Raw genomic sequence first — 12488 nt, 5'->3', positions numbered from 1 at the left:
CGGGGCCGGCTAATACCAGCGGCCTAAGACCTGAAGAGGCCCGGGGCGTGGCTAGGGGTTGCTGACCTGCAACACCCGCACAGCCGCTTCCAGGTCACTGATGCTGGCCATCACCTGGCGACGGAAGGCATCGGTGGCCCGCAGGCCCTCCTCGTTGGTCTTGACCTGGCGGTTCAGCCTGGCCAGGTCCAGGTTAATGCTGTTAAGGGTATCGGCAACCCGCTCGACCTCGGCCTGGTTGGACTTGGCGCTGGACATCAGCCGCGACAGGTCACCGGACACGTTTTTCAGCTTGGCCAGGTCACCGGCGGCACTGTCCGCCCTGGCCTTCACGTCCGCGATCGTCTTCTCGTTGGCGGCGATTTTGCTGCTGTAGCTCTTGCTGGCTGCTTCCAGCTGGCCCAGCCGCTCCCTGGATTTTTTCCAGACGTTATCCCATAGCTTGCGTACTTCTGAATCCAGCTCGCGGATTTTGGCCGCCTGCACCGCCGCGTTCTGGCTCATGCCTTCATCGGTATCCGACAGCCGCGCCTCCAGGTCGGCGATTCTGCCCTCATAGGCCTGCAGCTCATTGCCGGTCTGTTTCAGCTGCTCCTGCAACTGCCAGGCCCAGGCACAGGCTACCGCCGCTATCACCAGGGAAACGGTTATCATCAGGCGGGCCAGGATTCCCGCCCCGCCCGCGGCTGCGGGACCCCGGGGACCGCCGCCATTACCGCCCGATTTGCCCTTGCCGCGGGGCGCACTGGCGCCACGAACGTGCGCCGGGGCGTCGTCGTGGTCGCGCGAGGGAACAATTGAGGGAATGCTGTCGATATCGTCTTTTGACATTGAATTACTAATGGTCCACAGATTTGGGGCAATTATACATAGGACGCCGGCCAGCCCAATAGATTCCGGGCAGAAAGCCTTTTTTCTGCCGCCTCCGGTTCAGCGGGCGCGGGCGTCCCCTTGCCCCCGCACACCCCTGAAAACAAAAACGGGGCCAAAGCCCCGTTCCTGCCAACGCGCGTCAGTTACCACGCGACGGTAGTGTGCTAGCCCTTGAGCTGAGCCGCCACCTCGTCAGCGAAATCGACTTTCTCGACCTCGATACCTTCACCCACCTCAAAGCGGACGAAAGAAGCGACTTCGGCACCGGCAGCGGAAACCAGCTTGCCAACGGTGACATCCGGGTCCTTGACGAAGGCCTGCTCCACCAGGGAGTTCTCGGAGAGGAATTTCTTCACCCTGCCGCCGATCATCTTCTCGATGATTTCCGCGGGCTTGCCGGACTCGGCCGCCTGGGCGGTGTAGATTTCTTTCTCCTTGGCGACGACCTCCTCGGGCATATCGGCAGGCGATACAACCTGCGGGTTGACCGCGGCCACGTGCATGGCAACGTCCTTGGCCAGGTCCTGGTCACCGCCCTTGAGCTCGACCAGCACCGCGATGCGGTTATTGCCGTGCACGTAGGCGCCAACAACACCGGCATCGGCGTTGACCAGCTCAACCCGGCGCACGCCGATGTTTTCACCAATCTTCTGCACCAGTGCTTCCCGGTCAGACTCCAGCTCACCTGCCATCAGGGCGGCGACGTCGGTCTGTTTGCCGGCGAAAGCGGCGTCGGCAACTTTAGCCACAAAGGCCAGGAAACTGTCGTCACGGGCAACGAAGTCGGTTTCGGAGTTAACTTCCACCACAACGCCATAGCTGCCGTCCTCGGCGAGGCGAGTGACGACCACGCCGTCGGCCGCAGTACGTCCGGCCTTCTTGGCAGCCTTCATGCCGCTGGACTTGCGCAGCTCCTCAATCGCCTTTTCAATGTCGCCATCGGCGGCGGCCAGTGCCTTTTTACATTCCAGCAGGCCCAGGCCGGTGCGCTCACGTAATTCTTTAACCAGTTTTGCTGACATTACTGTCCTCCTGTGCAATCCCGGCCCTTGGCTACCGGGAAGGTGGATCTTGGATATGAAAACCCCGGCCGCCATGGCGCCGGGGATAGATTAGGACCCCGGTGTTACCAACACGGCAACGCCCGGCAGCTGACTTACTCGGCGGCGGCCTCGTCGGCCGCGGGCTCGGCAGCTTCTTCAACGAACTCGTCCTTGGCTGCAGCGACTTCGCCGGCTTCAGACTTACCCGCCAGGCAGGCATCGGCGACTGCAGTCACGTACAGCTTGATCGCGCGGATAGCGTCGTCGTTACCGGGGATCACGTAGTCGACCCCGTCCGGATCGGAGTTGGTATCAACCACGCCGATCACGGGAATACCCAGCTTGTTGGCCTCGGTGATGGCAATGCGCTCATGGTCTACGTCAACCACGAACAGCGCGTCGGGCAGGCCGCCCATATCCTTGATACCGCCGATGGAACGCTCCAGCTTCTCCATATCGCGAGTACGCATCAGCGCCTCTTTCTTGGTCAGCTTTTCAAAGGTGCCGTCGCTCTGCTGTGCTTCCAGCTCACGGTAGCGCTTGATGGACGCACGGATGGTCTTGTAGTTGGTGAGCATGCCACCCAGCCAGCGATGGCTGACATAGGGCATGCCGGCGCGCTCGGCCTGTTCCTTGACAATCTTGCTGGCGGCGCGCTTGGTGCCGACGAACAGGATCTTGTTCTTGTTGCCAGCGGAGCGCTTGACCATCTCCAGCGCTTCGTTGAAGGCCGGCACAGTGTGCTCGAGGTTGATAATGTGAATCTTGTTGCGGGCACCGAAAATGTACTGGTCCATCTTGGGGTTCCAGTAACGGGTCTGGTGGCCGAAGTGGGCGCCTGCCTGCAGCAGGTCGCGCATGCTTACTTGCGACATAGTAATACCTGTTGTATTGGGTTAGTCCTCCACATATCCCGGCTCCAAACCCCCGAAGAGGCACCCTGGAACAGGTATCGATATGTGTGTGTCATTAAGTTCCCCAGTTTCCGGCACACAGCCAGCGAGGCCACCGCCCGAAAAATGAGGCGCGCTTTATACCATAAACAGGCGCCCTGTTAAAGAATAAAATGGCCCCAGTAACGGTAGGTGTTACCCGCAGCGACGGCATATGCGGTAGAATGTGCCTCCCCCGGGGCCGCCAAGAGCGGAAATAACCGGATATTTTTGTTTATATTCAATGGGTTGGAAATGGCCGTAGCGATCAAGACAGCAGAGGAATTCGAGAAAATGCGGGCGGCGGGCGCCCTCGCCGCGCAGGTGCTGGAAATGATCGAGCCCCATGTCCAGGTGGGGATAACCACTGGCGAAATCGACCGGATCTGTCACGAGTACATCACCGCCAGGGGCGCGATTCCGGCGCCGCTGAACTACCACGGCTTCCCGCGCTCCATCTGCACCTCCATCAACGACGTGGTCTGTCACGGTATTCCCTCTGACACCAGGAAACTGAAAAACGGCGACATCATCAATATTGACGTCACCGTGATCAAGGACGGCTACCACGGCGATACCAGCATCATGGTTGAGGTCGGCGACGTCGCCCCCCATGCCAGCCGGCTCATCCAGGTGACCCAGGAGTGCCTGTACCGGGCCCTGGAGATCGTCAGGCCGGGAGCCACCCTCGGTGATATCGGTGCCGTCATCCAGGCCCACGCAGAAAATAACTACTATTCTGTGGTCCGCGAGTACTGCGGCCACGGCATCGGCAAGGTGTTTCACGAGGACCCCCAGGTCCTGCACTACGGCAAGAAAGGAGCTGGCATGGTGCTGGAGGAAGGCATGACCTTTACCATCGAGCCGATGATTAACGCCGGCAAACGGCAGACCAAACTCAACCAGAAAGACGGCTGGACCGTGACCACCCGCGACGGGCGACTGTCCGCCCAGTGGGAGCATACCCTGGGCATTACCGCGGACGGCTGCGAGATATTCACCCGGCGATCCGGTGAATCCTTCTAGTGCCCGCTGACGCCCCGCCCCTGAACAATCTTCCCCACGACCTGTTTGACCAGCAGGCATTGCTGGACGGCCTGGCCCAGGGCTCTGTGCTCAAGGCCTGCAAGCGGGCCATTGCCCAGACCACAGAATCCCTGCACCAGAACTTCCGCGACGGCGAGGAAACCGGGGTCCTGCTGCGCCAGCGGGCCGCTTTTATCGACACACTGCTGGGCACCCTGTGGGAGCAGCAGGACTGGCGCTCGAGCGAGGTTGCCCTGGTGGCAGTCGGCGGCTATGGCCGCGGCGAATTGCATCCCTACTCGGACATTGACCTGCTCCTGCTGCTGGGTAACGACGATGACGGCGCCAATGACCAGCTGGAAAACTTCCTCACCCTGCTGTGGGACATTGGCCTGGAAATAGGCCACAGCGTACGCACCGTCGCCCAATGCGTGGAAAGCGCCAGGGACGATATCACCGTGCTCACCAACCTGATGGAAGCACGGGTACTGTGCGGGCCCGAACAGCTGATGGCCCAGGTGCGGGAGCAGACCGGGCCGAAGGAAATGTGGCCCAGCCCGGAGTTCTTCCGCGCCAAGCTGCAGGAACAGCGCGACCGGCACAACAAGTTTGCCGATACCGAATACAACCTCGAACCCAACGTCAAAAGCTCCCCCGGGGGCCTGCGCGACCTGCAGGTCATCGCCTGGATTGCAGAGCGTCACTTCGGCGTGGAATCACTGGACCGGCTGACCACCGAGGAATTCCTCAACCAGGAGGAAATGGACATCCTCAAGCGCGAACGGGAGTTCATGTGGAAAGTGCGTTATGCCCTGCACATGATTACCGGCCGGGAGGAGGACCGCCTGCTGTTCGATCACCAGCGCTCCCTGGCCGCCCTGTGGGGCTTTGAGGATGGCGACAAGCTGGCGGTTGAGCAGTTCATGCAGCTCTACTACCGTTCCGCCCAGGCGCTGAGCATGCTCAACGAGGTGCTGATACAGAATTTCAACGAGGTCATTCTGTCGGCAGAACGCGACGATGAGGTACTCGAACTCAATGGCCGGTTCCAGATTCGCAACGGCTACATCGAGGCCAGGAACGACAATGTCTTCAGCGTGGACCCCTCCGCCATATTCGAGATCTTCCTGCTCAGCTCCCGCAACAATGCCATTGACGGAATCGCCGCTCCCACTATCCGCCTGCTGCGCAACAGCCTGCACCTGATAGACGACAATTTCCGGGCCAGTGAAATCAACCGGAAAATGTTTATCGATTTGTTGCGCTCGCCCTACAAGTTGACCCGCCAGCTCAAGCGCATGGTGCGCTACGGCGTTCTGGGCCGCTATATCCCCGCCTTCGGCAGCATCATCGGCCAGATGCAGCACGACCTGTTTCACACCTACACCGTGGACGCCCACACCCTGGAAGTGATCGAAAACATGCGCCGCTTCCAGATTCCCGAGTTCGCCGAGCGCTTTCCGGTGACCGGCAGGGTGACCAGCCGCCTGCCCAAGATCGAGCTGCTCTACCTGGCCGGCCTGTTCCACGATATCGGCAAGGGGCGCGGCGGCGACCACTCGGAGCTGGGCGCCGCGGACGCCGAGCTGTTTTGCCGCGAACACGGGCTGTCCAACCGTGACACCCAGATGGTGGTATGGCTGGTGAGAAACCACCTGACCATGTCTGCCGTCTCCCAGCGCCGGGATATTTCCGACCCGGACGTCATCCTCCAGTTTGCCCAGCACGTGGGCTTCCAGGAGCGTCTCGACTACCTGCTGTCGCTGACCGTGGCCGACATTAACGGCACCAATCCCACGCTGTGGAACGCCTGGCGCGGCAGCCTGCTGCGCCAGCTGTACACCGAGACCAAGCGCGCCCTGCGCCGGGGCCTGGAAAATCCGGTGGAAAAGCAGGACTGGATTAACGAGACCCGTGAGGCCGCCATCGACACACTGGAGTATCGTGGCTTCACCGTCGACGAGATTGAGGAAGTGTGGCAGGAACGGGGCGAGGATTACTTCTTGCGGGAAAGAGCCGAAGACATTGCCTGGCACACCGAAGCCATCGCCGGCCACGTCGACAAGAGCAAGCCCCTGGTGCTGGTTCGCTCCAGCTCGGATTCATCGGTGGCCAACACCACCCAGATATTCATCCACGCCCGCTCCAGCGCCCTGCTGTTTTCCCGCATATGCTCCCTGCTGGAACAGCTGGACCTGTCGGTCCACGATGCGCGGATTTACAACGCCAGCGGCGGCATGACCCTGGACACCTTCTTTGTGCTCGACTCAAATGGCAGGTCCATCGCCGAAGACGGTGCCCGCCTGAACCACATTCGCAACCACCTGGCCAGGGCCCTGGAAAACGAGTCCTACGACCGCCACCCGGTGCAAAAACGCACTCCCCGGGTAATGAAATCATTTTCCATCCCCACCGAAACCAGCATGGATGTGGACAAGGTCAAGAACTATTCGGTGCTGGAAGTCTCCAGCCCAGACCGTCCGGGCCTGCTGGCGCGCATCGGGCGGATTTTTACCGATTTCAATATCGAGCTACAGGCCGCCAAAATCCAGACCCTGGGCGAACGCGTGGAAGATGTATTCTTTATCACCGACGCCAACGAGCGGCCCATTACTGATCCTGAGCGCTGTGCCGCCATCCAGAAGGCCATCCGCGAAGCGCTCGACGAACAGGCCGTCGCCTGAACCCGGCAAGCACCCATGAATCCCGACCTGAACCGCCTACAGCCCTACCCCTTCGAGAAGTTGCGCCAGCTGTTTGCCGACCTTGCGCCCCCCGGGGACAAAAGCCCCATCGCGCTGTCGATTGGCGAACCCCGGCACCCTTCGCCGAAATTCGTGATCCGGACCCTGGCGGATAACCTCGACAAGCTGGCCAACTACCCGCTGACCAGGGGCATCCCCGAACTGCGCCGGGGCATTGCCAGCTGGCTGACCCAGCGCTTCCAGCTGCAGGGGGTCGATGCCGAACAGCAGGTGCTGCCGGTAAACGGTACCCGCGAAGCCCTGTTTGCCTTCGCCCAGGCGGTGGTCAGCCGCTGCCCGGAAGCGCTAGTCCTCAGCCCCAACCCGTTTTACCAGATTTACGAGGGCGCCGCATTGCTGGCCGGGGCCCGGCCGGTGTTCATCAACTGCCTCGAGGAAAACGGTTTCCTGCCGGATTTCGCCAGTATCAGCGCTGCCCAGTGGCAGCAGTGCCAGCTCTTGTTCCTTTGCAGCCCCGGCAACCCTACCGGGGCGGTACTGCCGATGGAGCAACTGCAACAGCTCATTCGCCTGGCCCGGGAACACGATTTCATCATCGCTGCGGACGAGTGTTACTCGGAAATCTATTTTGACGAAAGTGCCCCTCCTCCCGGCCTGTTGCAGGCCTGCGCGGCCATGGGCAATGATGACTACCGCAACTGCGTGGTGTTCCACTCCCTGTCCAAGCGTTCCAACCTGCCCGGCCTGCGCTCGGGATTTGTCGCCGGCGATGCGGATGTGCTCGCCCGTTTCCTGCAATACCGCACCTATCACGGCTGCGCCATGCCTCCCCACCACCAGCTGGCCAGTGTTGCCGCCTGGGCGGACGAGTCGCACGTGGTGCAGAACCGGTTGCGCTACCGGGAGAAATTCGCGGCGGTGATGGAGATACTGGCCGGCCACCTCGAGGTCAACATGCCGGATGCCGGCTTTTACCTGTGGCCGCAAACGCCTGTTGCCGAAACCGAGTTCGCCCGTCAGCTGTTCGCCGGCGAGCACGTCACGGTATTGCCGGGCAGTTTCCTGGCGCGGGAAGCCCGGGGCATCAACCCCGGCGCCAACCGGGTGCGCATGGCCCTGGTGGCGGAACTGTCCCAGTGCGTGGAAGCCGCCGAGCGCATCGTCCACCGGCTGGGCAAACTCTGAGGACACACTGGTGCGCAAAGCCGAACGGGTCAACTACATCCTCCGCCGCCTGCAGGAACTCTATCCCCAACCACCGATACCACTGGATCACAGCGACCCCTTCACCCTGCTGGTGGCGGTGCTGCTGAGCGCCCAGTGCACCGATGAGCGGGTCAACCAGGTCACCCCCGCGCTGTTTGCCCTGGCCGACAATCCCCACGATATGGCAGCACTCAGCGTCGAACAGATCCGCGAGGTGATCCGCCCCTGCGGCCTGTCACCGCAAAAATCAAAGGCGATCAAGCGGCTCAGCGAAATACTGCTGGAGGAGCACGAGGGCAACGTTCCGGCTGACATGGACGCACTGGAACGGCTGCCCGGTGTCGGCCACAAGACCGCCAGCGTGGTGATGGCGCAGGCCTTTGCTGTACCCGCCTTCCCGGTGGACACCCATATTCATCGTCTCGCCCAGCGCTGGGGCCTGAGCTCGGGCAAAAGCGTTGCGCAAACAGAGCGCGACCTGAAACGCCTGTTTCCCCCGGAATCCTGGAACCGGCTGCACCTGCAGATTATTTTCTACGGCCGGGAGTTCTGCACGGCGCGGGGCTGTGATGGGCGCGTCTGTGAGATTTGTACGACCTGTTATCCGAATAGGAAGCATCCCAAGAAAACCCTGAAGGCTTAGGGCCTGTTGACACTACCTGATCGAGTTTCCTAGCCGCCGTCGTAGGGCACCCGCCCCTTCATAAACTTCTCCCGGTTCTCCCGTTTCTTCTCCTCACTCTTGCGCAACAGCACATACACCGCACCGGTGCCGCCGTGCCGGGGCTGGGCACTGTGAAAGGCCTGCACCATATCCAGCTCGCGCAGCCAGTGGTCCGTGCAGCCCTTGAGGATCGAAGCGCGTTCACGCTCGGCCCTGCTCTCGCCCTTGCCGTGGATCACCATCACACTGCGAATACCCAGCCGATAGCATTCCCTGATGAATTCGTACAGTTCCCTGCGGGCAATGGCGGCGGTCATCCGGTGCAGGTCCAGGCGGGCCTCGGCTTCATAGCGGCCCTGCTTGAGTTTGCGGAACACGCCGTTCTGGACACCGGGGCGCTTGAATTCAAGCACATACCAGGGGTCGAGGGGGGTGATGGCGAGGCCATCCTCGGTGAGGATGTTGCCGTCGCTGTTGCGGTCGAGCACGGCGGCCTCGCGACGCGCTTCGACAGAGGAATTACTGCCGGCGCCTTTGGGGGCCACCCGCACCCGTGGCTCCCGCTTGAGGGGCACCACATCGGTCATTTCATCGAGAAACAGGCTCTCTTCGTCGTTGCTCATGGATACACTCACTTTCGCGTGGGCTATTATAACGCCCCGGAGGTCGGCACAGGCACACTAACATGGACAACGAAAACGCGGGCAAGTGCCCCTTGTGCGGGCACCACAACCAGTGCGCCACCGCGGCTGGCAAAGCGCCGGAAAGCTGCTGGTGCATGACTGTCGAACTGTCGGCCGCAGCCCTGGCGGCGGTACCGGAAGCGGAGCGTGGTGTGCGCTGTATCTGCCCGGCCTGCGGCACGGACAAGAGGAGAGAACATTGAAAGGCAATATTGTTGGCGGCGTCGGTTACCTGGTCGAGGGGGCCAAAATGCTCCGGCACCCGGCCCTGCGCCTGTTTGTCATTGTCCCGCTGGTGATCAACATCATCATATTCGGCACCCTGATCAGCTATGGCCTCAGCTTTATCACCGATTACATGGATCGCTGGACCGCCGCCCTGCCCGACTGGCTCAGCTTCATCGAGTGGATCCTGTGGCCGCTGATCTGGCTGACCTTCAGCCTGATTTCCGGCTACCTGTTCACCGCGGTGGCGCTGATTATCGCCTCGCCCTTCAACGGCCTGCTGGCCGAAAAAGCGGAGGAGCTGGTGACCGGGCAGCCAGTCAGTGGCCCCGAGGGCCTGATGGGGGCCCTGATGCTGGTGCCGCGGGGCATTGTCCGCGAGCTGGCGAAGCTGGCTTACTACGTGCCCATGGCCGTGTTTGTGCTGCTCGTCACCTTTATCCCGCTGCTCAATGCGGCGGCGCCGGTGCTGTGGTTTCTGCTCGGGGCCTGGATGATGTCCATCCAGTTTGTCGACTACCCGGTGGACAACCACCAATTGAGTTTCGCCGACGTCAAGGAGGCGGTGCGCAGCCGGCGCCTGAGCAGCATGGGCTTTGGCGGCGCGGTTGCACTGTGCACGGGCATCCCCATCGTCAACTTCTTTGTGGTACCGGCTGCGGTGGTGGGGGCGACCCTGCTGTGGTGTAAGGAATTAGATCGGTAGGAGACAGGCATTCCGCCACTCCTCAATTGTCATCCCGGGCGTACAAGGTGGATTGCGCTGCAAGCGCAAGAGAGGGTGCCCTGGAGTACGAGGTGACTTGCGCTGAAAGCGCAAGAGAAGGTGCCCTGGGGCGCGCCGGGATCCACCTGCACGGACCTGGATTCCGGCTTTCGCCGGAATGACTGGGAGTGCAGGCCGGAAGGACTGGGAGTGCAGGCCGGAAGGACTGCCAGCCTAGGCCAGCAGGTCCTCCGGCGGATGGGTGCACTCCAGCGGCGTCCCCAGCAACGCTTCCAGGTCCGGCAGCAGGAAGGCATCATCCTCGCTGGCGAAGCTGATCGAAGTGCCTGTGGCCCCGGCGCGGCCGGTGCGGCCAATGCGGTGAACGTAGTCTTCGGGATCTTCCGGCAGGTTGTAGTTAACCACGTGGCTGATGCCATCGACGTGAATACCGCGGCCGGCCACATCGGTGGCGACCAGTACCTTTATCTCACCGTTCTTGAACTGCTCCAGGGTGCGGGTACGCTTGCCCTGGGGAATCTCTCCGGAGAGTATGCCGCACCTGACGCCATGTTTGCGCAGGCGCTCGTGCAGGCGCCTGACCTGGTCCCGGCGATTGGCGAATACAATCAGGCTCTTGCAGTCGTCACTGCGAATCAGGTTGTTAAGAATGCGATAGCGCTGTTCTGAACTGACCAGGTAGATCTTCTGGTCGACGCTGTCGGTAGCTACGCTCTCGGGCTCTATCTCAACGGTAACCGGCTCATAGGTCCACTGCTGGGACAGGTTGATGATGTCCTGGGTAAAGGTCGCGGAAAACAGCAGGGTCTGGCGGTTCTCCTTGCGCGGGGTGGCGCGCACAATGCGTTTAACCTGGGGGATAAAGCCCATATCCAGCATCCGGTCGGCCTCGTCCAGCACCAGCACTTCGACGTGGTCCAGGAACAGGTCGCGCCGACCCATGAAATCCAGTAGCCGGCCCGGCGTGGCCACTACCAGGTCGACGATATCGCGTTGCAGCCGATTGAGCTGCTTCTGGTAGTCCATGCCACCGATCAGCGTGGCAACCTCGAGGCCGGTATGTTTGCTGAGGTCCGCCGCGTCCGCGGCGATCTGCATGACCAGTTCCCGGGTGGGCGCGATCACCAGGGCACGGGGCTCGCCCACGAAGCGCTCACCGTCCACGGGATGGGTCAGCAGGTCATTGAAAATGGTGATCAGGAAGGCGGCGGTCTTGCCGGTACCGGTCTGGGCCTTGCCGATGGCATCGTTGCCCTGCAAGGTGTGGGGTAGTACCTGCGCCTGGATCGGGGAACAGTACTGGAACCCCAGGTCGGCAATGCCATGCATGATTTCATCCCGCAGGCCCAGGTCATGAAACCGCGTTTCTCCCTCCCTGGGCTCCACCTGGAACTGGTCGATGGACCAGGTCGCCGCGTCGTTCCCCGGCTTGCGCTTTCGACGGCGCCGATTGGATGCCTTGGACTGGTTGGCGGATTCCTGGGAATGGCCTTTTTCGGTCTGGGGTTTGCGGGCCTGTTCCTTACGCGCGGCCTTCGCCGGCGTCGCGGGTGACTGGGCTGCCTCGGGAGCAGGTTCTTTCCTGCCGGCCAGACGCCCAACTAAACTCTTTATCACTACCTTGCTTCCTTCCTGTGGCTGCTCAAAAAACGCGCTAGTCTAGCATTTTTCAGCGCCCGGATGGGAAAGATATATATTCGGCAGCCGCAGTTGCCCGTTGCCCGCCCCTCAGCGTGCCGGATTGGGATACAGCCGGGACAGGTAGTAGTCCACACTGACGTAACGACCACCGCCGGTAAACAGCAGCGATAACAACATCACCAGGTAGGTCACCGCAAACTCGATGCCATTGTTTAGAATGACGAAACTGCCCTTTTCGGTCAGCCAGCTGTAATTGCTGTGTTCCCGGAGAATATCCTTGGCGGTACCGAGTCGCACCGCGATCTCGCGGGAACCGGAATCGGCAATCGCCGCCCAGCCCTGATCCCAGTGCACGGCGAAAATAGCCACCAGCATGGTGACAATCAGGGGCAGGGCTATCCAGCGGGTAGCCAGGCCCAGCAGCAGCAACAGGGCCCCGATCACTTCAGTATAGGCAGCCAGGTACGCCAGCAGCTCGGGCGCCGGCAGGCCCAGCCCCCATTCGTCATTGCCGAACCAATCGATGGTACTGTCTATACCGGCTAACTTCTGGGTGCCGGCCACCCAGAACACGGGCACCAGGTACAGGCGCAGGGCCAGGGGAGGCAGCCCATCGAGATGCCGCAGTCGCGGACACAGAGAATTTTGTAAGTTGTAATACAGCTCGGCGAGCGCGTTCATCCAGCATTTCCCTGCACATTTGTTTTGTCTGTGACAGTCGAAACCGGCAAAAGGTTTCCCCTGCAGCCCTATTCCCATACCA

Annotated in this window: 12 protein-coding genes; 6 read left to right on the top strand and 6 right to left on the bottom strand. The window is 61.5% G+C overall.

Annotated features, from left to right (window positions below; translation table 11 throughout):
- Window positions 1-51: 51 nt before the first annotated feature.
- The 3 genes from DWB85_RS12855 to rpsB form a co-directional block, all read right to left on the bottom strand.
- The gene (locus DWB85_RS12855; protein WP_239017324.1) at window positions 52-831 is read right to left on the bottom strand and encodes a hypothetical protein; all 780 of its coding nucleotides are present in this window, start codon (window positions 829-831) and stop codon (window positions 52-54) included.
- A gap of 206 nt (window positions 832-1037) precedes the next feature.
- On the bottom strand, window positions 1038-1895 hold the full coding sequence (gene tsf, locus DWB85_RS12850) for a translation elongation factor Ts (protein WP_117955267.1): 858 nt from the start codon (window positions 1893-1895) through the stop codon (window positions 1038-1040).
- Between the two features lie 134 nt (window positions 1896-2029).
- Complete coding sequence (gene rpsB, locus DWB85_RS12845) at window positions 2030-2791, bottom strand: 30S ribosomal protein S2 (protein WP_117955265.1); 762 nt, start codon at window positions 2789-2791, stop codon at window positions 2030-2032.
- Window positions 2792-3103: 312 nt separating this feature from the next.
- Here rpsB and map point away from each other — a divergent pair, with 312 nt between their 5' ends.
- From map to nth, 4 genes are read left to right on the top strand one after another with little or no spacing between them, the layout of a single operon-like run.
- On the top strand, window positions 3104-3874 hold the full coding sequence (gene map / locus DWB85_RS12840) for a type I methionyl aminopeptidase (RefSeq protein ID WP_117955362.1): 771 nt from the start codon (window positions 3104-3106) through the stop codon (window positions 3872-3874).
- Complete coding sequence (gene glnD, locus DWB85_RS12835; protein ID WP_239017323.1) at window positions 3874-6558, top strand: [protein-PII] uridylyltransferase; 2685 nt, start codon at window positions 3874-3876, stop codon at window positions 6556-6558. The genes map and glnD overlap by 1 nt, the downstream gene beginning before the upstream one ends.
- 15 nt (window positions 6559-6573) lie before the next feature.
- Entirely contained in the window at window positions 6574-7764 is a 1191-nt protein-coding gene (gene dapC, locus DWB85_RS12830) for a succinyldiaminopimelate transaminase (RefSeq protein WP_117955262.1), read from the top strand.
- 10 nt (window positions 7765-7774) lie between these two features.
- Window positions 7775-8428, top strand: a complete 654-nt coding sequence (gene nth, locus DWB85_RS12825) for an endonuclease III (protein ID WP_117955259.1) — start codon at window positions 7775-7777, stop codon at window positions 8426-8428.
- A 29-nt stretch (window positions 8429-8457) separates the two neighbouring features.
- Here nth and smrA read toward each other — a convergent pair whose 3' ends face one another.
- Complete coding sequence (gene smrA / locus DWB85_RS12820) at window positions 8458-9072, bottom strand: DNA endonuclease SmrA (protein ID WP_117955257.1); 615 nt, start codon at window positions 9070-9072, stop codon at window positions 8458-8460.
- Between the two features lie 62 nt (window positions 9073-9134).
- Between smrA and DWB85_RS12815 the strand changes: the two genes are divergently transcribed.
- Together DWB85_RS12815 and cysZ are read left to right on the top strand one after the other, a co-directional pair.
- Window positions 9135-9335, top strand: coding sequence for a cysteine-rich CWC family protein (locus tag DWB85_RS12815; protein WP_117955254.1), 201 nt, complete (start codon window positions 9135-9137; stop codon window positions 9333-9335).
- Complete coding sequence (gene cysZ / locus DWB85_RS12810; protein ID WP_117955252.1) at window positions 9332-10063, top strand: sulfate transporter CysZ; 732 nt, start codon at window positions 9332-9334, stop codon at window positions 10061-10063. The genes DWB85_RS12815 and cysZ overlap by 4 nt, the downstream gene beginning before the upstream one ends.
- A 234-nt stretch (window positions 10064-10297) precedes the next feature.
- Here the strand turns inward: cysZ and rhlB are convergent, their stop codons facing one another.
- Window positions 10298-11701, bottom strand: coding sequence for an ATP-dependent RNA helicase RhlB (rhlB, locus tag DWB85_RS12805; protein ID WP_117955249.1), 1404 nt, complete (start codon window positions 11699-11701; stop codon window positions 10298-10300).
- 111 nt (window positions 11702-11812) lie between these two features.
- Complete coding sequence (locus tag DWB85_RS12800; RefSeq protein WP_117955247.1) at window positions 11813-12406, bottom strand: HvfX family Cu-binding RiPP maturation protein; 594 nt, start codon at window positions 12404-12406, stop codon at window positions 11813-11815.
- Window positions 12407-12488 lie beyond the last annotated feature (82 nt).

It is taken from the genome of Seongchinamella sediminis (genome assembly GCF_003457605.1).
GTDB classification, from domain to species: domain Bacteria; phylum Pseudomonadota; class Gammaproteobacteria; order Pseudomonadales; family Halieaceae; genus Halioglobus; species Halioglobus sediminis.
The sequence above is the reverse complement of the archived record's forward strand: the minus strand, read 5'-3'. Positions and strand labels throughout refer to the sequence as shown.